The sequence below is a fragment of the Actinotignum schaalii genome (assembly GCF_028864145.1).
In the GTDB taxonomy this organism is placed as follows: domain Bacteria; phylum Actinomycetota; class Actinomycetes; order Actinomycetales; family Actinomycetaceae; genus Actinotignum; species Actinotignum schaalii_B.
In genome coordinates, this window is sequence record NZ_JARBHJ010000018.1 from 22,367 (window position 1) to 45,105 (window position 22,739).

Here is a 22,739-nt window from a genome sequence, read left to right on the forward strand (position 1 = left end):
TTGCATCCTTTCGCGCGGAAAGCCACCGGGACTACCCCGATGGTAGAAACTATGGAGGGGGTACCAGTACTGCCCGCAAAGAATCTGCGGCAGCGTAACCCACAATAAGATTAGCGTCTTTTTCGCGAACAACCAGGTACAGCACTCGATATGTGACGCCCTCGGAGAGCATACCGGTGTTCTTTTCTTCTTCCCCGATCCCCACCACCGCCGCCCGGTCTACCAGCCGAACCGCTCCGGCTTCTGCGCTGTGTTCCGGGGCCGGCGCATATAGCCCAATAAAATTACCCGGCTCAATAAAGCTCCCGGTCCCATCGGATGCTACCCGCACCGCGACCACCACGTGCCCGGCGGGTGGATCGCGTAAAAATTCTTGGGAAAGGAGCAGCCCGCGAGCCAGGGGATAGCCGGCCGGAATATTAGCAGCTAGGCGCTGCCCGTTAGCCTCAGCGGCCGTGGTCAGTGCATTATCTGGAATAAGATCCCGGGCCACGGTGCGCGCCTCCACATCGCGCCCGCTCAGCACGTGCCCGGCCGGTAGATGACGGCGTGCTACTAACACGTGCCCGGTATCTGGGTAGCGGCGCTCGATAGCCTGAAGAATGGTGAAAAAAGCCAGGATGGCAACCCCGGCTAGCAGCAGATGGCGTGCGCGCCACAGCCGTGTGTGGAGTCCGGTCATGGCTCGAGGCTAGCGGGAGCTAATCAGCTGCGAACCAGAACTAGGCCCTTGTGTGGATACCGGCAGCGTTTCGCGGAGTTGGGGATAAACCGAGCTGCGTCGTCGTCCTTACTTTTGCGTAGAGCTTCCACCCGAAGAACGTGAGTCATTGTGGTAGAAACCCGAGCCTTTGAAAACAATTGCGCTGATCCCCGCCATTACCTTCTGCAAGGAGTCTTTCCCGCATTCCGGGCAGGTAACCAGGGCGGCGGCTGTCATCGACTGGTGTGCATCAAAATGGTGACCGCAATTATCGCAACGGTAACTGTAGGTAGGCACGTTCTTCCTTTCCGGGCCGGTGGCCGAGCCGAGGTGCGGCCGGCACAAGCCGTACGGCGCATTATTCTAGCGCGTGGCACGTGCCCTCGGGGAAGTGGCCCGTAACTCCTAGTGCATAGGGGTATGCCCGCCCAGGTCCACCACGGTTTCAGGAAGGAGGACGTAGCGCACCGGCACGTCCATCTCATCGTGGGGGAGGGGAGTGTGCACGTATTCTTCGGGCCATACCAGGGCGCCCACCGGGGTGGAGCTATCGAGCTGCTTGAGGACGCGGTCGTACCAGCCCCCGCCCTGCCCCAGGCGCACGCCATCGTGATTGACGAGCAGCGCGGGGATAAAAGCGGCATCAACCTCGCGTAATACCGCGGAATCCAGGGCTTCACCCCGAGGTGCGGGCGGCCGGCCGGGAGCCTGATCGGTAAGATTATCCGCGCCGGTATAGCGCGCCCACTGGCGGGTGAGCCCGGGGCCGAGCTTGGGGACAAGGAGGGTGCGCCCGCTGGCCACAATCGCATCGCACAGAGCACGGGTACCCGGTTCGTTAGCGACGGAAATATAACCGGCAACTGTGGTGGCGGTGCCGAGGAAATCCAGCACGGTAGTGACCCAGCGGGCCTCGGCTTCCTCACGGGCAGCGGGCGTGCGCTTGGCTCGAGCCGCGCGCACCGTTGCGCGCAAGGATTGTTTGGCTTCCGGCAGCGCCATCGCGGAGACATCAGGAAGAGATATGGTGTGGTCGGTCATGGCACCAGTGTGGCACGAGCGGCTGGATGCCCGCTAGGAGTAAGGCCCTTTGCGGATGGAGGCAAGGCCCGTGCGCGCGGCGTTAGCGCTGGCAGGCCCCCAAACCGGTACGCTGTGCTGTGTACCGAGGAGGAATGCGTGAAAACAGTAGCCGAGCAACTCGATGAATTCTTAAAGGTCGCCCAGCCCCTGGAGGCTCTCGATGTGGAGCTTGCTGACGCGATGGGGTGTATTCTTGCCGAAAACGTTGTCGCCACTGTTGATGTTCCTCACACCGACCTGGCGGCCCTGGACGGTTACGCGGTGCGCGCGGACGAAACTTTCGGTGCGGAACCCGCCCGCCCGGTGCATTTCCCGGTGACGGACGATATTTTCGCCGTTACCACCGACCGCATTGCCCACACTCCCGGCGCCGCGGCCCGTATTGCTTCCGGGGCGCGGATACCCACCGGCGCGGACGCCGTCGTCCCCCTGATCGACACGGATCACGGGGAAGCGCAGGTGGATATTACGGCGCGCGTGGCCCCCGGGGAGAATGTGCGTGCGCAGGGCGAGGACCTGCGGGCCGGCACCACGATTCTGGAGGAAGGCACCCGTATCGGGGCGCGTCACATCGCGCTGCTGGCGGCGGCCGGGCGGGACCGGGTGCGGGTGCGGCCGGCGCCGCGCGTCGTCGTGATGTCCGTGGGCGATGAACTGGTGGCGCCCGGAAAAGCTTTGGGGAACGGGAAGATTTACGACGCGAATTCGCACGCGCTTGCCACCGCGGTACGTAACGCCGGGGCGGTTGCGTATCGCGTGCCGGCGGTTTCGGATGACCGGCATATCTTGCGGGAGTCCTTGGAGGACCAGCTGTTGCGCGCCGACGTTATCCTCACCACAGGAGGTTTGAGTTACGGGGGTGGAGATACCCTCAAAGAGGTCCTGTCCCCGCTCGGGTCGATGAGGTTCGACGCCGTCGCTATGAATCCGGGCCGGCACATCGGGGTGGGTACCATCGGGGGCGACGGCGCAAATTCGGCGCTCATGTTCTGCCTGCCGGGCAACCCGGTGGCCGCGCTGGTGTGCTTCGAGGTGTTTGTGCGCCCCTCGCTGCGGAAAATGGCCGGCTACAAGCATGTGACCCCGCGTTCCATCCGGGCCCGGGCGGCGCGCGGGCTGCTCTCCCGGCCCGGTGTGCAAGATTATGTGCGGGTGCAGGTGTATGGGGATCCGCGTGCCGGTTACGAATTTGATCCGGTGGGGGATGTGGAGCTGCTCTCACTGGCGAATTTCGCGAAATCGAACGGGCTCGCGGTGGTGCCTGCCGCTCAAGAAAGCGTGGGCATCGGTGATGAACTGGAGTGCATGATTCTTAACGGCTAGGTTCAGCTCGAGGAGACAGCCCAGATCACCAGTCCCATCCGTCCCACGAATAACATCATTGTTATTCTCTCTACGAAAGTAACGGCGCGTCCCTGCCTGAGTGCCCCACGATTGGTTAAAGTGGCTGTGTGGGGTTCCAGGGATACGCGTTGATGGCAGTGGTTGTGCTACTCATGGTCTATGTCATCCCTGGGGTGTATCGCCGGCGCGTCATCCTCGCGGATGTGCGCATTGACGAACGCTATTCACCCCAGCTACGCACCCTCGCACTGCCGGACGGAACGGCGGGCGTGGAAACTGGTGGGCCAACCGGGGCTATTTTTTTCCGGAAGCCGGAGGTCATCATGGCAGAGAACGACGAACGCGATATTCTTCCACCCAATGCGGGGCGTAATGTGCGCACCCTGGCGCGGGAACGCGCGCGCCGTAAGGCACGTATTTCCCAACGCGCGGCGAACCGCCAGCGCGGTTTCGTGGTTGCGGGCGCTTTAGGCTTGCTTATTGCGGTGCTCGGCGCTCTTGCTTTTACGACGACGATGCCACGCTGGATTTTCTACGTTGCCGTGGGCATCGGGGTGCTGTACGGGGCCGGCTTTGGGTACTTGCTCAGCGAAATGGGGAAGGCGACGGCTCGTGACCGCGAGGATATTGCTGAGCTCACCGAGGAACTCGGTATTCGGAAGACCCGCGGGGCACAGCGCCATTCGCGCCGCCCGGCCCGCCCGCGCCCCGGGCGTTCGGCGGTCTCGGCTGCTTCCGCACATTCGGCTTTGAGTGCGGCCAGCGCGGCGCTGGGAAGCGATGACCTCGGGGCGCTGACGGCTGATGCGAGTCGCAGTGCTGACCTGGGGCGGAGTGCTGATCTCAGTCGGAGTGTTGCGAGCGGGAGTGCGGCCACCATGCCAACGGCGGCCTCCGCGGCTACCGGTGGCGCAGATGCAGCTGGTGAAGGTGAAGCTGCTGGCGATGCTTGTGATGGTGGCGCTGGCGATGCTCGCGATACGCAGGCTGCGAACGCCGAGGAATATGAGGCCGGGGTGAACCCGGGAAAAGCACGGAGCCGGAACGCGGGGGCGCGGGCGCCTAAGCGCCGTTCCGGCATTTCGGTGACCCTTGAGCAAGGGATTATTGCCGCGGAAGATTTCGCTCCTATCGCCGGTTCGCGGCGTGAACAAGCGGAGAAACTTCCCAAGCGTTTCGTGGCCGGGGCGGTCCCGCGCCGCCAGCTGCCTAGCTATACGCTCAAGCCGCAGATCCAACAGCGCACGGTAGCGCCCTACCAGGCTCCAGAAGCTCCCGTTGCTCCGGTGCCCTACCGCCCGAAGGAGATCGGCGAGCGAGTGACCTTCGTGGATGCGGGGGCGCAAGATGTGGCCGCAGCCGCAGCCGCGGCGCCGGCGAGCCAAGCTGCTTCGCAAAGCACCGCGCAGGCATCGAAGGCCGAAGCTGCAGTGCCTTCTGCACAAGCGACTGCACCTGCGCATGATGGCCTCGCGGGTGGTGCGGCTTTGGACGAGTTGCTGCGCAAGCGCCGCGCGTAGCTCTGGCCGGCTGGGTGTCCTGGCTGACTGCTGAGTTGCCGCGCCGCGGGTACTAACTGAAAATAGAAGATCGGGGAGTGGTGTAATAGGAACCACTCCCCGAAGTTTTATTCCGGGCCGTTCGGGTGCTAAACTAATCAGGTCTTTGGGGCTATGGCGCAGTTGGTAGCGCGTCTCGTTCGCAATGAGAAGGTCAGGGGTTCGAATCCCCTTAGCTCCACCATTCTGGCTGATAAATACTCACGCCACATTTCTGTTCATTCACCGAAGTCCGCTTTTCGGAAGTCAGGGATTCAGTTGGACTTCTTCGGCTGGTAAAGCGTGGACATCCAGATCTAGCGCTGGAGCTTCAGTTTTAACAATGAGCTTTTCAATCCTCCCGACAGCCGTGCAGTGCTGTGGAGCATTCGGCGGTGTTCCCTCGATAACTGCCACCTCAATGCGTCCATCAGTTTCCTTGGCGACGGTACGCAACTTGAAACATTTGGGGTCACCCGTGATAGCGGTGAAAGTCAGCTCGTGTGAATCTGTGACTTCGTACTTTGTCCAGTTTATTATTTTTTCCGAGTGTGATGCGCCTTCGCCGCCTGAACAGCCGCATAGCGTAACAATGGCGCTTAGGAGTACGGTTAGCACTCTTCCGATTTGCCTCGGCGGCCATTTAAGCATTCCGACTCCTAGCGCGGTTTATCACCCTGTTTTGATGTATGTGCGGATCTTGGAAAGCCGTAACCCCGGTGTTTTGGCCGAGGCTAGGGATCCTTCCGGGGCCTTCGGTAGTTGAATCTACCAAACGGCTTGAACATGTCAAGATTGCGCTCGGAGTGGGATTGACCTATCGTGCTGCGCAAGCTTGCCGAGGAGTGGGAGAGTTGCTCGGCAACGCTGCTGAAGACAGTTTCGGAGCTAGATACCGAGTTTTGCAAGTAGTGCCGATGGGGACAGGTTGAAGGCGGTCGCAATTCCGATGAGAGTGCGCAGGTGGGGATTCGAAGGTTTCATGTCACCTTTGCGCGCAGATGATCGCCCGTATTCGATTAGCTGCAACTGGTTCGTTTCGATCTCGGCGGCGTGCGCCAACTGTTCTTGCGTGAAACCATAATCGCGGCGAAGCTGCGCTAAATTCCGCCCAAACTCCTTCGCTTCCTGTGCACCCCAGTCCATCACTACAGGATGAGATGCACACCCTCTAGCCGACCACCCTACCGGTAGGGTATTTTGATAGTGGTTCAAGGTTTTGCACCACGCATCCACGCATCCACGCGATCCTGATGGTGGGACAGTGGGGGAGCGTCCGCTGCCAGAAATGGGTTACTGAGTGGCGGTATCTCCTGGGGTGATGCAGATTTTGTGTGGAACTTAGTGCCTGTTGAATAAAAGGAACGACAGAGGAATTTTCCATGAAGAAACGAATCTCAATTCGAGCTGCTGGAGCACTGTGCGGGGTCGCAATGTTGGTCTTATCGGGGTGTTCCGGATCGTCGACTTCGCCTGCTTCTAATTCGAGCGGCGCTGGGCAAATGCAAGAAGGTCCGCAGGAACAGAACAGTCCAAGTTTTGCGTCATTAATGCACGGACAATACGGGCCCGTTGAATCTGTGGTGGTTCAGCTTCCCGAGGACCTCAAGAAAGTGATGGGTGCCGAAGGTGAGGAAATTAGAGTCGAAAAATTCAAAATCACGGGGCATCCTCTTAAGTCTGCAAAATACTGTGCTGTTGACATTGAAACGACCTTCACTGAAGCTGGCAGTCCGGAACGAGCTGCGCAAGACGCGAGGACGGTTTTGGAATATGAAAAAGTGGATGAATGGCTGGAATCGTTGAGGTTGTCAGGAAACCGTGAAGAGGTGTACATGGAAAATGCGCTCTTCGCTGCCGCAAGTATTTATGGAGGGACTTTCTATCCGACACCTTCCTCGACAGCGGTTTTCCTCGACAAAGCTATAGAGGCCGCAGAGAACGGAGATTCGCGAGCGGATGATATATTAAAGCACTTCGATGAGAGTAGAGTTGATTTCAATCAACTTGTTGCGGACTTTAGGGCGAAACGTGCCGAGGCACACGAAGAAGTTGCAAATATACCGCTGCCGGATCTGTTTACTTCTCTCGAGGCGCTGGGTGCGGGCTGGATCGGGATTTGGGATAAGATGCGACCGCTTGCTGATTTTAGCGATTCTTCGCCGGAACCGGGCGTATACGTATCGGAAGACGGAACTAAGGCGATCCGAGTGGGGGACTGTGAGCGTCAAACCGAATCGCAATCGGAAAAATTGGATTTTGAGTCACACGGTAGCAATGATCCTTTGCGCAGCAATTCGGTAGCAAATTTGAGTTACAGCGTTCGCAGTGACGGCATGGTCACGATAACCGGTGCCTCTGTAAAGAAGTATGAACTTGATCCGGCTGGTAATTGGCTAGAGAAGAAAATCTGATTCCTTATAGGTGCGCCAAGCTGGGAAGTGCTTTACACCGCGATTAGTCAGTGGTACCGAAAGGCTGTCGGGGAAATAGGTCGGGGATGGTAGATGATGCTATTGGCCCCGACCTACGCACCTCACCGAACGGCACTGCGGCGCTGAGTACATTTCTCAACCAATGTCAATTTGCCGAGATTATGGTGTGAGGGAAGTGGATTGCCCCGAAAGACGCCCCCAGAATTTTGTCGTAGGCCACTGATAAACTGCGAGCATGTCACAGAGTATTCGTCGTCCTATTGCCGTGGACCTCTTTTCGGGTGCCGGCGGGCTTTCTCTCGGCCTTGAGGAAGCCGGGTATGACGTTACCGCGTCCGTTGAATACGATCCCATCCACGCTGCCGTCCACGAATTTAATTTCCCCTACGGCAAGACATTCTGCGCGGACGTGCGTAACGTCAGCGGCGCTATGATCCGCTCCGAATCAGATATTCAGGACCAAGAGATTCACCTTGTGGCGGGAGGCCCACCCTGCCAGGGCATCTCACTGATAGGTAAACGCGTTTTGGACGATGAACGTAATTCCCTCCTCAAGGAATTTGTTCGTTTAGTACTGGAATTGCGCCCGCGCTACTTTGTGATGGAAAACGTTGCGGGGCTAACCGTCGGCTCGCACCGGCAGCTCCTCGACGAAGTTATCGCACTATTTGTCTCTCACGGGGACTATCGCATTGTCGAGCCAGTATCGGTGCTACAGGCAGCAGATTTTGGCACTCCACAATCTCGCAAAAGGCTCTTCTTATTGGGATATCGGCAGGACTGCCCGTGCCCCAGCTACCCGAGTCCACGGTATACGCCACGCCGTATCGATGGTTCACTCCCGGAAGAGAGTCTGTTCCCGTTGGGTCCCAGTGTCAGTGACGCTCTTGCAGATCTCCCCGATGCAGATACTTTTGAGGAATTGCTGCGCGGTGACTCGGTGGCGAGTACTGAATATTTGGAACCAAGCCCCTACGCGGCAATCCTGCGTGGTGTCACACAAGATCTGAGGAACTACGCCCGGCCGCGCCCGGCCGTGGGTAATCGGCTTACTGCATCCGCACGAACAGTTCATACTCAAAAATCAATTGATCGATTCACCGCTACTCTTCCCGGAACAACCGAACATATCAGCAGATTCCTTCGGCTTCACCCAGAAGGAATCTGCAATACCTTGCGGGCCGGTACTGCCTCAGACCGTGGTGCGTACACAGCTCCCCGCCCTATTCATCCCGTCCATCCTCGGGTAATTACAGTACGGGAAGCAGCACGTTTGCACGGCTACCCGGATTGGTTCAGATTCCACGTAACCAAGTGGAACGGCTTCAGAGAAATCGGAAACTCCGTTCCTGTCATGCTTGGCCGCGCGGTAGCCGCAGAGCTACTCAAGGCTGATAACGTAACGCCTACCCGCGGTGAATTCACCTCGCTCGGCGATGAAGCATTACTTTCTTTCACCGCGACCGAGGCCCAAACATATTTTGGCCTGAAAGAACGTGTTATCCCGCAACGTACCAGAGCTGCAGGTTAGGAGATTGGGATGGCAAGCCAGAATAGATACGCACAACTCATTAATTGGGTGTTTCATCGTCATTACAAAAACGGCGACACGGAAGTATTGTGGGAACGCCACGAACTGATCGAGGCTGCGCAAAACCTAGATGTTGCCGTTCCGAAAAACCTCGGCGATGTCATCTACTACGTAAGATTCCGGGCTCCTATGCCACCAGAAGTAGCCCAGGCAGCTCCTGATGGGAAGGAATGGGTGATCAGGGGGCGAGGGCAGGGAAAATACGCCTTCCGTTTAGTCAATCGGATCAGAATCACACCTAGCCCCGCACTGGCGGTGATAAAGCTTCCGGATGCTACCCCTGAAATTGTTTCCAGTGCTGCGCTTGGGGACGAGCAAGCACTCTTAGCGCTCGTACGCTACAACCGCATTATCGATATTTTCCTAGGTATTGCGGCATATTCGCTTCAAAACCATTTGCGCACATCGGTTACTGATATCGGCCAAGTAGAAACTGATGAAGTATATGTCGGAGTTGATAGCAATGGCCGCCAATACGTTATTCCAGTGCAGGCAAAGGGGCGCCAGGACGACATCGGTATTACTCAGACCGAACAAGACATCGCCTTATGCGCTGAAAAATGGCCACATCTTGTGTGCCGTGCAGTCTCGGTGAAATTTGTTTCTGGACGGCGTCTCGCCATTTTCGAGTTGACTGTGCAAAATGACGAAATTCGAGTAGTGCGGGAAGCCCATTATGATCTGGTTCCTGCGCACGATATTTCACCCGATGATTTACTCCAGTATGGACAGATAGCTAGCCGTTGATAGGTATTGAACACCACGGCCGGAATACCTGGTGAAAATCAATCATGGTGGGCCAGCAAGAAACTCTCGCTGGCCCACCGGTGTTGATATACGTGGGCAGATGCAGCATGCGGGTAGGCGTGAGCCGCTGTCACCCACTGTCTCGCCCCGCTTAGCGTACAGCCGTACGCTCGGTGAGGCGCCGGTGGGAGAGCGTGAGAACGCGATCCGCGCCGCGGGCAATATCCGCGGAGTGCGTGACAAGAATGACGCACTTGCCGTGCAGATGTGCGGCGTCGTGCAAAATCTGGACCACGCCACGCGCGGTATCCTCATCAAGATTCCCCGTCGGTTCGTCCGCAAGAATCACCGGCGCGGGGGAGGCCAGCGCCCGTGCAATCGCCACCCGCTGCTGCTGCCCACCGGAAAGCCGCAGCACATTACGGCGAATCTCATCCTCACTCAACCCCAGCTCCAGCAGCACGGAACTATCCGCCCGCCGATCCACCAACCGTACATTTTCCAGCGGCGTCAAGTAATCAATGAGATTGTAATTCTGGAACACCAGCGAAATATGGGCACGGCGGTGATGGGCATAGCCCGTCGTCGCAATATCTACACCCTCAAAAAGCACCGCGCCCTTCGTGGGCGTATCCAAACCCGCCAGCAAACTCAACAGTGTCGATTTCCCGGCACCCGAAGCGCCCAGCAGCGCCGTAACTGTACCCGGCTCGAAACCCGCGCACACATCGGTCAGCACCTTCGCGCCGCTACCCGGGTAGCTATAACTCACGTGATCAAGTTCCATAACATTCATAATCTTTTCCTAACTCAGTGACGAAAGAATCTGCCGGGGAGACCGGCGCAAAATCGGAAACAGCGCAATCGCCAGCGCCACGGCAAGAATCCCGGCGCCGATACCCAGCGCCCACACAATATCCGCGCCGCTCACCGCGACCGGAGGTAACCCGGCCAGCGCGCCCGGTGCCGCACCGTCCACAACGGCCCGCCCCACCAGCGCGGTGAGCTGGCGCCCCGCAAGAATAGCGACGCCGCCGCCAGCCAGTGCTAGCGCGCCCAACTCAAGCGCGAAACCGCCGGCAATCACGCGGCGCCGCTGCCCGAGCGAAAGCAAGACCCCAATTTCCCGCATGCGCCCGCGCACCCAGAGGGCCAACACCGCGGCGGCAATCACCACGCCGGCCACGCACGCACCGCTGAGCAGCGCACTCAACAGGCCTTCCACGCTATCCACCGCGCGCAGCACCCCACTGAAACTCGCGGCATTGTGCTCATAAGTAAGGTCAGGAAGCGCGGTGCGGGCCGCGGCCAAGCTCGCGGGTAACTCGCTCGCGCTCGCGGTGAAACACCGCACCCGGGTGGCGCCCGCATCCCCGCTGAGCTCGCCGCCGGCCGCGCTATCCACGAGGATGCGATTCGCAGCCGCGCTTGCCGGCAACCCGGAAGGATTCGGGGTGGTGCCGTCGAAAATCCCGGTGACGGTGCGGGTGACCTCACCGGCCGGGCCGCGCAGCCGCAGCTCATCGCCAAGTCGCAACCCGTTCGCCTCGGCGAAATCACGGTGGATGAGGGCGCCCGGTTCCGCGCCGTTGTTCATCTTTCCGGACGCGAGCCGGTAGAGCTTGGCCGCGAAAGCGGGGAACCGCGCCGGATCGTTACTTGCGGTCACCGTCACCGCCCCCACGACGCCGGCATCCAATTGCACCCCGCCCGCGGTGGCCACGGCTCGGACTCCAACCGGAGTGGCCAAAATATCTTGCTCGGTGGCAGTGCTTGTCACCCCTGGCAGCGCCGCGAGCTGGCTGGCCTGGTCCGGACTCAGAGTGGGCGCGGCTTGTGTCAGCGGATTATCGCCGGGGTTGGTGTTGGGGCTATCGCTGGGGACCGCATCGCCCGGTGCATCGCCCGGCGTATCGCCCGGCGCGCTCTCCGGTACTCCGGCAGCCGCGCCATCCGCATCACTGGGCGAACCGGCCGGTGCACTCGCAACGAAACCGGCTCCCACCTGGGCATCAATAGCGGTGCGTAGCTGGCCCATCGCTCCGCGCACCCCGGCCTGCGCCACCAGCGCCGTAAAAATCAAACTGATGACCACGAAAAGTAGGGCGTTGCGGACCGGGCGGCGCCGCAGCGCGAGCCCGGCGCGCGCTCCCGCGCTCATGGGCACGGGGTGCTGGGACCCCTGTGGCGGGTGGCCACCTGCCTGGCCACTCCCGGGAGTTACCCCACTCATGCCGCGCTCACCAGCAGTTTGCGCGGGGAAGTGCGCAGCATGGGGAGAGCCGCCAGCACGGTTGCCCCGATGAGCACGGCGAGGGTGAGGGCCAGGGCGAGCGTCGTCGTACCCGCACTCAACTGGACTGCAAGATCATCCAAGGTTCGCGTGGCCGTGGTGACATCCACCCCGCCACCCAGCGGGGCCTGCGAGGTGAGCTCCTCCATTCCCGACTTCTTCACCGAGGCGAGCACGCTCGTTCCCACCCGCTGGGCAACAACGGTACTGAGGGCCACCCCGGCTGCTGCCGCCGGGATACTAATAAAGATCAGCTCCACCAGGTATTGGCCCAGAATCTTCAGTTTCGAGGTGCCGATAGCGAGCAGCACCCCGGTTTCGCGGCGGCGCTCGCGCAGCCAGAGCACCAGCACCAGGCTGAGGAGCGCGAGGGCGAGGATCGTCGTCGTGATAATCGCGCCCGTCATCACGCTCTGCACCCCGGCCACCGCGCCGGTGATACCGGTAAGCAGTTGAGAGGTGCGGGTGAGCTGATAGTTACGCCAATCGATAGGTAGGCCACGCGCCTCATTCATCACCGCTTCGCTATCGGCGCCTTCGGCCACGAAGAAAGTGGTGTCTTGATAAATCTCCGTTTCCGGGGTGTAGGCGTAGAGCGCGCGGGTGGTGGCGAGGTCCGTGTAGACCGCGTTCGCGAAAAGCTCGAGGCGGCGCGCGGCCGGCTGCGGATTATCCCCGCGCACCAAGCCCACGATCTCCACGGTCACTTCCGCGGTTGATTTCTTCGTATTGTCGTAATCATAAGGATTACCGCGCAGGGTGAGTTTCGAGCCAACGGTCAGGCCGTTGAGCCGCGCCAAATCCTCGTGAATAATCGCCTTATTTTTATCTTCGCGGGTGATGTGCCGCCCGGCCACCAGCTCCAGGGTGCCGCTGCGAATATTCGTTTCATCCGCGCTGGCACTTACTCCGCGTACGCTCACGGCATTACCGAGTTGCGCCTCGCGCTTGGCATCGTATTCCTGGCGGTCCAGCCGGGCCACCTTGGCGTTCACAAGATCCGCGGTCACATCCTGGCGTGCCGTGAAACGATCCACTCCGGGCAGTGCTGCGATCCGCTCCACGTCCGCGGGTTTGACCGTCCCGCCCCCGCGTGGGGTACCGGAATTATAGGGGGAGTTTTCCAGCACGAAACCGGATCCCAGGGTGTGTTCCGCGTCGCGGCCCGCCGCTGCCGATGCCGTTTTCACCGCCCCGGCCGAAACCAGCACGGTTACCACGGCCGTGATGATGACGAAAAGAAGGAGGGTACGGATATGTTTTCGGGTGACGTAACGCCACGCGCGTCCAGCTAAGGTCACTACCGGGTACCTTTCACGTCTTCGGGAAAATTTCTGATAGGCACTAGCATTTCTCAGCTTACTGGAGACTTCCTGGAGGCTTCGTGAAGAGATATGAAAAGCCCTGCGTGCCGCGAGCCCTGCGTGCCGCGAGCCCTGCGCGCCGCGAGCCGTGTGCGCCGGGTTGGCTGTGCTTGACCACGGGTATTGCGAGCGGCGGGGAGCCACTATGATGGGAGAGCGGCGCTCTTTTCCCGCACCCACCCTCAGCGAAAGGCGAGCATGCAGTTCATCTCCACCCGTTCCGGGATGGAACCGGCTTCTTTCACCGATATTCTGCTGGACGGCCTGGCCCCGGACGGCGGCCTGGTGGTACCCGAAAGCATCCCGCATGTGGATGCCGCCCAGCTTGAAGCGTGGCGCGGCCTGAGCTATCCGGAGCTGGCAGCGGCGATTATCGGCCTGTACGCTACCGATATTCCCACCGCGGATCTTGAGCGTCTCACCGCGGCCGCCTATAGCCCGCAGAACTTCCCGGGCGGGGTGCCGCTGCGCCGCGTGGATGACACGCTGGTCTTGGTTGGCCTTTCGGAAGGCCCCACCATGGCTTTCAAGGATCTCGCGATGCAGTTCCTGGGCCAGGCCATTCCCTACGTGCTGGCTGCCACCGGGCGTGACCTCACTATCCTGGGTGCTACTTCGGGGGATACGGGTTCCTCGGCGGAATACGCCTTCCGCGGCCAGCCGGGCGTGCAGGTGGTCATGCTTTCCCCGCGCGGGCGGATGTCCGCGGTGCAGCGCGCCCAAATGTATTCCCTTCAGGACGCCAATATCCACAATCTCGTTGTCGATGGCGTTTTCGACGACTGCCAAGACATCGTTAAAACACTCAGCTCTGATATCGACTTCAAAACGCGCTACCGCATCGGAGCGGTCAATTCCATCAATTTCGGGCGCATCGCCGCGCAAATTGTCTACTACTTCTGGGCGTGGTTGCGTTACACCGATGGCACGTTCGCGCGGGATAGGAACGACGACGACGCCGCTGGCGCGGCTGCCCCTACCGCTCCCGGTGCTGCGGGCGGGGCGCGCGGCGAGGCCATCCGGGTGGATTTTTGTGTGCCCTCCGGTAATTTTGGCAATATTTATGCCGGCCACCTGGCGCGCTGCATGGGTCTGCCCATCCGCCGCCTGCTACTGGCCACCAACGAAAATAATGTGCTGGAAGAATTCTTCACCACCGGGCGCTACACCCCGCGCTCGCGGGAGCGTACATTCGCCACCTCCAGCCCGTCCATGGATATTTCCAAGGCATCCAATGTGGAGCGTTTCATCTACCAGGTGCTGGGGGCGGAGTTCCCGGTTGCCTGGGAGCAGCTGAACGCCACCGGAACTCTGGATATGCACACGTATCTGCCGGAATTTGGGGAGAAATTCGGCTTCGCGGCCTCATCATCCCATCATGCGGATCGGCTGGCTGCCATTGAGTGGACCTACCGCACCAGCGGGATCCTCATTGACCCGCATACCGCGGACGCGGTTACGGTGGCCCGCCGCCTAAGCGATGGCACGGTCCCGGTCCTCGCCATGGAAACCGCCCGCCCGGAGAAGTTCGCGCATACCGTCCGCGAAGCGGTCGGGGATGCAGCCGATGACCTGGAGGAACGCCTGACCGGGCTGCTGGCCCTCCCGCAGCGTGCAACCCAGGTTCCCGCCGATCCGGAAGCGGTGCGCGAGTATATCGCCACGCATTGCGCTTAGTGGGCCGCCGGGCGGGTTTCCCGCGCGGCGCGAGGCGCCGCGCGCGTCGTCGTACCTCTATATTCCCGCGCCGGAAACAGGCTGGATCCGGGTAGTATATGAGGTAATGAGCCGCGCGATTGGCGCCGTTGCCCGCGCACGAGCCTAGACAGAACGGGGTGTATCCATGGCACGCATTTTCGTTGTTGGAAGCATGAATTCCGATACCTTCCTTAAGGTGGAGAATTTTGTGGAGCCGGGAGAAACAATTTCTGCCCTCAGCTCCCACACCGCGCTAGGCGGGAAGGGTCTCAATCAGGCGGTTGCCGCGGCCCGTATGGGAATCCCCGTGACTATGGTGGCTGCCCTCGGGCGCGATGCCGTGGGGGATGCCGTTGCGGCTGAGCTCGCCGCGGAAGAAAATCTTGATATGGATGCCGTGCTGCGGGTGGGTGAACCCACCGGGCAGGCCATGATCCAATCCGATGCAGATGGCGAAAATGCCATCGTGGTGGTGGCCGGTGCGAATGCCGCGAATACTCCGGAGAATGTGGTGGAGCGTCTCGCCGCGGTAGAGAGCGGCGATATTGTGGTGTGCCAATTGGAAATTCCCGAACCCGCGGTGGCGGCCGCATTGGCGGAGGCAAAGAAACGCGGGGCCACCACGGTGCTCAACGCCGCCCCGGCCGCCCCGGTGGGCCACCTCCTGGAGAATGTGGACGTGCTTATCGTGAACGAAACCGAGGCGGATACCATTTTGGGAACCAAGGTGACCGACCGCGCCCAGCAGCTCCACCTGCGCTACGGCGGTTCCATTGTGGTGACGCTGGGAAGCCACGGCTGCCAGTATATTGACGCCTACCTGCCCGACGCCGATGTCAAGGCCGATGCGCTGCCCGCCCACCACGTGGAGGTGGTGGATACCACCGGCGCGGGTGATGCTTTCGTGGGAGCTTTCGCAGCTGCCCTGGCCGTGGGTGAATCACTGGCCACCGCGGCCCGCTGGGGCACGGCCCTCGGTGCCATTGCTACCGGGGCTTCGGGGGCGCAAGGCTATACGGCTAGCCGTGCGGATGTGGTGGCGCTGGCCGGTGTCGGCACAGCTAGCGGCGCCGGCACGGAAGCCGCGGCCAAGTAGAGCACTCGTGAGCCCAGCACCACCCCGAAAGGTTTCTTTGTGCAGCCCGTAGCTACCGATCTGAGCCTCCTGCGCGAGGCCGCCGCCAGCGTGAAACTCGTTGTCGTTGATATGGATGGCACCTTCCTCCTGCCGGGGAAGATTTTCCCGGAACGCGGCAATGAGCTGGTGGCGCGCCTGCGAGAACGTGGCATTATTTTCTGTCCGGCTTCCGGACGGCAGTACCAAACCCTCGCGGATATGTTTTCTGCCCACGTGGAAGGCATGCCCATTATTGCGGAGAACGGGGCGAATGTGCGCCGTGACGGCGAGCCGCTCGCCACAACTACCTTGCCTCGGGAAACCAGCGCGCGGGTCGTGGAGATCGTGCGCGAGCTCAGCGCAGCCGGGGAAGATGTGGGCACGGTACTCTGCGGGGAGAAGGCCTACGCCGAACGCAACGATACCGCGTTCCTGGATGAAACCCTCGCTTATTATCACGCGAATGCGATCGTCCCCGACCTCATGCCCCATACCGAGGGGATTTACAAAATTGGGGTGCTCAGTTTCGCCGATCCGCTCCAGCGCGTGATCCCGCTGTTGGAAACTCTCGGGCCGGGCGTGGATGTGGTGCGCAGCGGCGAGCTGTGGACGGACGTCAACCCCTCCGCGGCCACGAAAGGCACCGGCCTGGCCGGCCTCCAGGCGAGCCTGGGCATCAGCCCGGCGCAGACCCTGTGCTTCGGGGATTTCAATAATGACATCCCCATGTTTGAGCACGCGCATTTCAGCTTCGCCATGGCGAATGCCCAGCCCGATGTGGTGGAGGCCGCCCGCTACGTGGCGCCCTCCAATGCGGAGGAAGGCGTGATTACTGTGCTCAGCGACCTCTTCGAGCTGGGCCTTTAGCCATAAAATCCGCTAGTTTTGCGGGTCCTGCTGCGGTTCTTCGCCCTCGCGCGGTTCTTGTACGGGCTGCGTTTCCGCGGGCGCTACGCTTTCCCCGTGGTCCGTATTTTTGGGCGACGCCGCCGCAGCTGGCGCAGCGGGCGGTGCCGGCGGGAAAACGGGATTCTGTGGCGGGAACTGCGGGTTCTGGCCGCCGGAAACTTTACCGGGCTGCGCCGGGACGGCTGCCGCGGTAGGTGTCTTCGCGATTTGCCAGATACCGAAACCGAACATGAGCACGGCGGCCACCGCGAGCAGATAGAAGCCAATTCCGGGAGCAATATTCACATCTACACCCTGGGATTGCCCGTAGGCAATGATGGTATCCGCATCCGAGGGCTTGATATTAATAACCAGGTAAATCCCCACGATAACCGCGCCGACAATGCCGCCCGAAGACCACGTTTTGCGCACCGCGGCGGGTGCCTGGCGCACCAGCCCCACGAAAGCACCAATCGCGCCCAAGGCCAGGCCGATGGTGATGAAAATGGCCACCGATTTGGTATCCGTTTCCCACAGTTTGACACCGAAATCTTCCGATTGGGTGCCGGCGCTCATATGCAGGGTCCAGAAGTGCAGTGCCGTGCCAATAAAACCGATGATGGAACCGGCCAGCACGCCGATCGGGGCAGCTAGCGGTGGTGTGGCGCGTACCGCCGGAGTGCCTGCGGCCTCGGGCAGGGGAGTGCCGGCGGGCCCGGGCGCATGGAACGAGTGCTCCGAGGGCATATCGGCCCCCTGGGGGAAAGTGTTACTCATACTCCCTAGTTTAGGGGCCGTATAGCGATGGTGGGGTGGGTGGATACCACACGGCGCGGGGTGCGTGGGAACGACGACGCAGCACCGGGACAAGAGTCCCAGGGCTACCCTATGTTCACCCAGAGATATGAAACCCCTCACACGCACTCGAAAATAGGTAGAGTAATAGGTAGGAACGCGGGAGTTTTCGCGTTCCGGTCATAACAATATACGTGTTCTCTTCCCGCGGGTAGCGAAGCGCTGTTGCTTCCCTACCCGGCCCTACGTCCCTGTATATGCGCTGCTGGCACGGAGGTGTGCGGGATACGCCGGGAAGCCCATCGAATTTATCCATTACGCGGGCGGGCCGCGGGTCTGCTCGCACCGATACGCGGAGGTCGAACAATGGCGTACAAGACAGTCAGTCCGTACACCGGTGAAATACTCAAAGAATATCCCACTGCCACGGATGAGGAAGTTAAGAAGGCAGTTGACGTTGCCCACGAAGCTTTTGTGGCATGGCGGGAAACCTCGTATGCACAGCGCGCCCAGGTACTCCAGAAGGCCGCTGATCTGCTGCGCGAACGCCGCACCGAATACGCCTCGATTATCACCAAGGAAATGGGCAAGGTGATCGGGGAAGCGGAAGCGGAAGTCGATATTTGCATCGCGATGTTTGAAGACTATGTGCGCAATGGCGAAAAGTATCTTGCCACCCGCACGCTCCCCTCAGATAAATACGGGAAGGACTCTGTGCAGCTGCTCTTCCAGCCGCTCGGGGTGCTCTTCATGGTGGAACCGTGGAACTTCCCCTACTACCAGATTGTCCGCGTGGCTGCCCCGCAGCTTTTCGCCGGCAATACCCTTATTCTCAAGCACGCATCGATCGTTCCGGAATCGGCCGCTACCTTCGTGGAGATCTTCCGCGAAGCGGGCCTGCCCGAAGGCTGCTTCCAGAATCTCTACCTCTCCCATGATCAGTCGGAGATTGTACTGGCCGATCCGCGGGTGCGCGGGGTGGCCCTCACCGGCTCGGAAGTGGCCGGTGCTGCCATCGCGCAGCTCGCCGGCAAGTACATTAAGAAGTCCACGTTGGAATTGGGCGGGGCTGACGCTTTCATCGTGCTAGAGGATGCCGATATTGATAAAACGGTTGCTTGGGCGGTGACCGGCCGGCACTGGAATGCCGGGCAGGTGTGCTGCTCCTCCAAGCGCATGATCGTTGTGGATGCTGTGTATGACGAATTCATGGAGAAATACCGGGAAGGTGTCAAGCAGCTCAAGGCCGGAGACCCGATGGATCGGGAAACAACCCTGGCACCGCTGTCCTCCGCGGCAGCGAAGCGTGATCTTGCCAAGCAACTGGAAGAAGCCATCGCGGAAGGTGCGAAGGCCGAAGAAGCCGGAATCGAACTGCCCGAGCACGGTAACTTCTTCCAGCCCACGATCCTCACGGAGATCCCCGAGGGCGCCCGGTGCCGCTACACGGAATTCTTCGGGCCGGTTTCCCAGATTTACCGGGTCAAGGACGAAGAAGAGGCGATCACCCTCGCCAATGATTCCCCTTACGGCCTGGGCGGTTCGGTCTTCACCGAAGATCTGGAACGTGGCAAGCGGGTAGCGGCGCGGCTGGATACCGGGATGGTTTATCTCAACCACCCCACCGCGGTCGCGGCGGATATTCCCTTCGGCGGCGTGAAGAACTCCGGCTATGGCCATGAGCTCATCGACCTGGGTATTCACGAATTTGTCAATATCAAGGTGGTGGCTAATTCGCCCATCGACGGTGAATTCTAAGCCCTGATTAACCGGGGTCCCGAGCGGCCGCGGATAGCCCAATCTCCCGCGGGCCAGATACGCCGGGGGGGGGGGGGGGGGGCGCGCGCCCCCCCCCCCCCCCCCCCCGGCCGTCGTCGTACTCTTTAAGAACTATGCGCGCGCATGGCGCTTCTCACGCGAAACTTTCACCTGGTACGCGATGGTGAGGAGTAGCAGCCAGGCCGGACCCACGAAAACTGCCACCCGGTAGGCGTCTTGGAAAAGCATGAGCACCACGCAGGCCGCCAGCGCCACCAGTACAAAAATGCTGGAGGCTAGGCCGCCGGGGAGCTTGTAGGCGAGGCTCGCCACGCGTTCCGGGCCGAGCGCGGCGCGGAATTTCAGCTGGGTGATCATGACCATTGTCCAGTTGATAATCCCGGCGATGAGGGCGATGGAAAGCAGATACCCGAATGCGAAGTTCGGGAAAGCGAAGACCACAACCACTGCCACGACGGTGACGGCCGAGGAGGTCAGAATCCCCACGTACGGCGTGCCCGCTCGTGAAAGTGTGGCGAAAATACGCGGGGCGTTACCTTGTTGCGCCAGCGAATAGAGCATGCGGCCGTTGGAGTACAGTCCGGAATTGTAGACGGAGAGCGCCGCGGTGAGCACCACGAAATTGAGGATATGGGCCGCGAAGGTGATCCCTACCGAGTCGAAAATCTGGACGAAGGGGCTGGCGTGCCCGTCGATGCTGCGCCACGGGATGACCGCCATAATAATGGCGAGCGACAGCACGTAGAAAATGAGGATGCGCTGAATCACCAGGTTGATGGCGCGTGGGATGGATCGGCGTGGGTCGTCTGCCTCACCGGCGGTGATGCCGATGAGTTCGATGCCGCCGAAACTGAACATAACGACGACGAAAGCGAAAGTCGCGCCTTTGAGGCCGTTGGGGAAAACCAGCTCGGCGAAAGAGGTTCCGGGCGGGACCTGGTGAGGTTCTTGGAGCCCGACGACAAGCACAAGAATGCCCAGCACAATCATTCCGATAATTGCGATGACCTTGACGAGCGCGAACCAGAATTCGAATTCACCGAAGGCGCGTACCCCGAGTAGGTTGACGGCCGTGATGAAGACCAGGCAGAACGCGGCGGTGAGCCACGTGGGGACCGCCGGGAACCAGTAATTGATATAGAGGCCGACGACGGATAGTTCCGACATCGCCACGAAAATGTAGTTAAACCAGTAATTCCAGCCCGAGATAAAGCCGGCGCGCGGGCTCCAGTATGTATAGGCGTAATGGGAGAAAGCGCCGGGCACCGGTTCGTGCACGCTCATTTCACCCAGGGCGCGCATAACAAGGTAGATCGTGCATCCGCCGATGAGATAGACGAAGAGGATAGCCGGACCGGCCAAGCTGATGGAGGAGGCTGAGCCGTAGAAGAGGCCCGTTCCGATGGCCCCGCCCAGCGCGATCATCTGGATATGGCGATTGTGCAGATCTCGGTGCAGGTGGGCTGCGTGGGTAGTGGCGTGGGTGCCGGTTGCTGCGGGTGCGCTGGTAGTCGGCGTTCCCGGCGCCGGAGTGCCGGACGGAGCCGGCGTGGAATTCGTGGACATAGAGGTCTTTCCCGATATGTGAGGAATGTGCTGCATTAGCGCCTTGAGCTTATCGCCTTCACCGCCCGGGTGGGGAATTGTGGGCTATGTGGACAGGTGCGAAGGTGCGCTGGACGCGTTCTGACGGAGTGGGGGCGGAGTAGGCGCGGAGGCGCTGAGCGGTGTGGGTGCGGGCAGGGGAAGGATCCGGGGAGGGATCTGGGGAGGGATCCGGGGAGGTGCCGGGCAGACGTCGCTACGTGCATAGTCACGCGGCGGGTGTACCCGGCCCGGCTAAAGGCGTGAGGTTGCTGAGGGGGCTGGACGGGACTTTGGTCGAAAAGTTGAATACAAAGGTATATTAATTCCATTGATGAATCTTTGAGCTGGGCAAATGCATATCTTAAATAAAATCGGAATGTTAATATGGCGCGAAATTAAAAGGAAAAAACACCGTGAGTGGCGGTGGTCACAGAGTTCCGAAAATCTCATCATTCCCGTATATTAATAGAGCGCAATAAAGTATTGTGACTGTTGTGGCAGGTGCTCAGTGGAGTGCACGGCTGGCGAATGGGATCGGTCGATAAAGCCTTTACTGAGGAATTCATGCCATGGACATACGTTTATAGGAGTAGACATGCAGTTGAAGAAGATTGTGGCTGGCGCTACCTTTGGTGTCATGCTCGCCGCGGGGGGGGGGGTGTAGCTTACGCTGCTCCTGCCGCGCCTGATGCACCGCAGGTGACCGCTGCCGATACCACGGCGGCTGAAAAGGCTGTTGCTGATGCCAAGGCTAAGGTTGATGCCGCGGCAGCTGAAGTGAAGGCCGCTTCCGAAAAACTTGAAAAGCTCGAAATTGCCGTTTCGAACGCGAAGGCTAAGCTGACTGAACTTGAAGTTGTCAATGCTGGACTTCCCGCGGAACTTGAGAAGGCTGAGGCTGCCTACGCGGCTTTGGCTACCGCCCAGGAGAATTACAATAAAGCTCGCAAAGCTTTCGAAGCCAACATGAACGATGAGGCGCTTCAGAAGGCTATGGTTGATGCCAAGAATGCCATGAACACCGCACAGGCGGGCGTTGCTGGTCTCCGCACGGTGGAAGAAATTAAGACCGATATCGCTGATACCCCCCGTTACATCGAGATCCAGAAGGGCACCCTCAGCTACGCTGAAGAAGCTCTTGACGCCTTCCCGGGTGTTGGTCCGGCTCAGGATGCCTACGACAAGGCCGTCGCCGAACTCGACGCTGCCCAGAAGGCTCTTGACGCTCTGAAGGGCCAGGCCCCCAAGGTTGACCCCAAGGCGGATCCGAAGGCTGAAAAGCCCGCGCCGAAGGCCGATCCCAAGAAGGATGCCGAGAAGAAGGCTGATCCTAAGGCTGAGAAGAAGGCTGACCCCAAGAAGGAAGTCAAGAAGGCCGACGCCAAGAAGCTGGCCAACTCCGGTGTTGACGCCGGTGCGGCTGCTGGTGGGGCTGCTCTGCTCCTCCTGGCCGGTGGTGCCTTCGTGGCCTACCGCAAGTTTGCCTAAGCAAACCTGCCTCTGGCACTAAAAACAGTTCCGAGGCTGGTTGCCATTAGGTTATTCATCCTCAACTGTTTCATCGTTTCACGCGGAATGGGTCCGGGTTTTTACCCGGGCCCGTTCTGTTTTTGTTGTGCTGCCCCTGCGCTACCCTGTCCAAGAACTCTCATCTCATATAGTGGGCGGGTTAATAGACAAAAATAGTTGCTAATGACGGCGTGTCGTTAGCTCCCGATCCGGCCTTTACGGATGTTTAGACCGTCTTCCCACGGGCGCTCCATGTTGATATGGGTAT

Annotated in this window: 20 protein-coding genes and 1 tRNA gene; 11 read left to right on the forward strand and 10 right to left on the reverse strand. The window is 60.3% G+C overall.

Annotated features, from left to right (window positions below; genetic code table 11):
- Positions 1-49 precede the first annotated feature (49 nt).
- The 3 genes from PWJ82_RS05085 to PWJ82_RS05090 all read right to left on the reverse strand — a co-directional run bounded on the left by PWJ82_RS05085 (position 50) and on the right by PWJ82_RS05090 (position 1,744).
- Positions 50-682: an SAF domain-containing protein gene (locus PWJ82_RS05085; protein ID WP_274735599.1), complete on the reverse strand. Its 633-nt coding sequence runs from the start codon at positions 680-682 to the stop codon at positions 50-52.
- Between the two features lie 108 nt (positions 683-790).
- Positions 791-1,000, reverse strand: coding sequence for an FmdB family zinc ribbon protein (locus PWJ82_RS09600; protein WP_016443268.1), 210 nt, complete (start codon positions 998-1,000; stop codon positions 791-793).
- Positions 1,001-1,108: 108 nt separating this feature from the next.
- On the reverse strand, positions 1,109-1,744 hold the full coding sequence (locus PWJ82_RS05090; protein ID WP_274735600.1) for a 5-formyltetrahydrofolate cyclo-ligase: 636 nt from the start codon (positions 1,742-1,744) through the stop codon (positions 1,109-1,111).
- Between the two features lie 138 nt (positions 1,745-1,882).
- Here PWJ82_RS05090 and PWJ82_RS05095 point away from each other — a divergent pair, with 138 nt between their 5' ends.
- The 3 genes from PWJ82_RS05095 (at position 1,883) to PWJ82_RS05105 (ending at position 4,873) form a co-directional block, all read left to right on the forward strand.
- Positions 1,883-3,109: a molybdopterin molybdotransferase MoeA gene (locus PWJ82_RS05095; protein ID WP_274735601.1), complete on the forward strand. Its 1,227-nt coding sequence runs from the start codon at positions 1,883-1,885 to the stop codon at positions 3,107-3,109.
- Between the two features lie 128 nt (positions 3,110-3,237).
- Entirely contained in the window at positions 3,238-4,650 is a 1,413-nt protein-coding gene (locus PWJ82_RS05100) for a DUF6667 domain-containing protein (RefSeq protein WP_274735602.1), read from the forward strand.
- 147 nt (positions 4,651-4,797) lie between these two features.
- Positions 4,798-4,873: transfer RNA gene (locus tag PWJ82_RS05105), tRNA-Ala, on the forward strand.
- 62 nt (positions 4,874-4,935) lie between these two features.
- Here the strand turns inward: PWJ82_RS05105 and PWJ82_RS05110 are convergent.
- Together PWJ82_RS05110 and PWJ82_RS05115 are read right to left on the reverse strand one after the other, a co-directional pair.
- Positions 4,936-5,319 carry a hypothetical protein gene (locus tag PWJ82_RS05110; RefSeq protein WP_274735604.1) on the reverse strand — a complete coding sequence of 128 codons (384 nt, stop codon included), beginning with the start codon at positions 5,317-5,319 and terminating at the stop codon, positions 4,936-4,938.
- Between the two features lie 237 nt (positions 5,320-5,556).
- Positions 5,557-5,817 (reverse strand): helix-turn-helix domain-containing protein, encoded by a 261-nt coding sequence (locus PWJ82_RS05115; protein WP_274735606.1) that lies wholly within the window; start codon positions 5,815-5,817, stop codon positions 5,557-5,559.
- Between the two features lie 233 nt (positions 5,818-6,050).
- Between PWJ82_RS05115 and PWJ82_RS05120 the strand changes: the two genes are divergently transcribed.
- The 3 genes from PWJ82_RS05120 (at position 6,051) to PWJ82_RS05130 (ending at position 9,441) form a co-directional block, all read left to right on the forward strand.
- Entirely contained in the window at positions 6,051-7,082 is a 1,032-nt protein-coding gene (locus PWJ82_RS05120) for a hypothetical protein (RefSeq protein WP_274735608.1), read from the forward strand.
- Positions 7,083-7,338: 256 nt separating this feature from the next.
- On the forward strand, positions 7,339-8,634 hold the full coding sequence (locus PWJ82_RS05125; protein WP_274735609.1) for a DNA cytosine methyltransferase: 1,296 nt from the start codon (positions 7,339-7,341) through the stop codon (positions 8,632-8,634).
- A gap of 9 nt (positions 8,635-8,643) precedes the next feature.
- The gene (locus tag PWJ82_RS05130) at positions 8,644-9,441 is read left to right on the forward strand and encodes an endonuclease (protein WP_274735610.1); all 798 of its coding nucleotides are present in this window, start codon (positions 8,644-8,646) and stop codon (positions 9,439-9,441) included.
- A gap of 151 nt (positions 9,442-9,592) precedes the next feature.
- On the opposite strand, the gene PWJ82_RS05135 is transcribed toward PWJ82_RS05130, so the two are convergent.
- The 3 genes from PWJ82_RS05135 to PWJ82_RS05145 all read right to left on the reverse strand — a co-directional run bounded on the left by PWJ82_RS05135 (position 9,593) and on the right by PWJ82_RS05145 (position 13,035).
- Complete coding sequence (locus PWJ82_RS05135; RefSeq protein ID WP_274735611.1) at positions 9,593-10,237, reverse strand: ABC transporter ATP-binding protein; 645 nt, start codon at positions 10,235-10,237, stop codon at positions 9,593-9,595.
- A gap of 9 nt (positions 10,238-10,246) precedes the next feature.
- Complete coding sequence (locus tag PWJ82_RS05140) at positions 10,247-11,602, reverse strand: FtsX-like permease family protein (protein WP_274735612.1); 1,356 nt, start codon at positions 11,600-11,602, stop codon at positions 10,247-10,249.
- 68 nt (positions 11,603-11,670) lie between these two features.
- The gene (locus PWJ82_RS05145) at positions 11,671-13,035 is read right to left on the reverse strand and encodes an ABC transporter permease (protein WP_274735614.1); all 1,365 of its coding nucleotides are present in this window, start codon (positions 13,033-13,035) and stop codon (positions 11,671-11,673) included.
- Between the two features lie 261 nt (positions 13,036-13,296).
- On the opposite strand from PWJ82_RS05145, the gene PWJ82_RS05150 reads away from it, so the two are divergent.
- The 3 genes from PWJ82_RS05150 (at position 13,297) to PWJ82_RS05160 (ending at position 16,780) form a co-directional block, all read left to right on the forward strand.
- Positions 13,297-14,775, forward strand: coding sequence for a threonine synthase (locus PWJ82_RS05150; RefSeq protein ID WP_274735615.1), 1,479 nt, complete (start codon positions 13,297-13,299; stop codon positions 14,773-14,775).
- Positions 14,776-14,941: 166 nt separating this feature from the next.
- The gene (locus PWJ82_RS05155; RefSeq protein WP_274735617.1) at positions 14,942-15,892 is read left to right on the forward strand and encodes a ribokinase; all 951 of its coding nucleotides are present in this window, start codon (positions 14,942-14,944) and stop codon (positions 15,890-15,892) included.
- A 39-nt stretch (positions 15,893-15,931) separates the two neighbouring features.
- On the forward strand, positions 15,932-16,780 hold the full coding sequence (locus tag PWJ82_RS05160; protein WP_274735619.1) for a Cof-type HAD-IIB family hydrolase: 849 nt from the start codon (positions 15,932-15,934) through the stop codon (positions 16,778-16,780).
- 12 nt (positions 16,781-16,792) lie between these two features.
- On the opposite strand, the gene PWJ82_RS05165 is transcribed toward PWJ82_RS05160, so the two are convergent.
- Positions 16,793-17,578 (reverse strand): hypothetical protein, encoded by a 786-nt coding sequence (locus PWJ82_RS05165; protein ID WP_274735620.1) that lies wholly within the window; start codon positions 17,576-17,578, stop codon positions 16,793-16,795.
- Between the two features lie 384 nt (positions 17,579-17,962).
- On the opposite strand from PWJ82_RS05165, the gene PWJ82_RS05170 reads away from it, so the two are divergent.
- Positions 17,963-19,354, forward strand: a complete 1,392-nt coding sequence (locus PWJ82_RS05170) for an NAD-dependent succinate-semialdehyde dehydrogenase (RefSeq protein WP_274735622.1) — start codon at positions 17,963-17,965, stop codon at positions 19,352-19,354.
- A gap of 132 nt (positions 19,355-19,486) precedes the next feature.
- Here PWJ82_RS05170 and PWJ82_RS05175 read toward each other — a convergent pair whose 3' ends face one another.
- On the reverse strand, positions 19,487-20,941 hold the full coding sequence (locus tag PWJ82_RS05175; protein WP_016443252.1) for an amino acid permease: 1,455 nt from the start codon (positions 20,939-20,941) through the stop codon (positions 19,487-19,489).
- A gap of 720 nt (positions 20,942-21,661) precedes the next feature.
- On the opposite strand from PWJ82_RS05175, the gene PWJ82_RS05180 reads away from it, so the two are divergent.
- Entirely contained in the window at positions 21,662-22,450 is a 789-nt protein-coding gene (locus tag PWJ82_RS05180; RefSeq protein WP_016443250.1) for a hypothetical protein, read from the forward strand.
- The last annotated feature ends 289 nt before the right edge of the window (positions 22,451-22,739 follow it).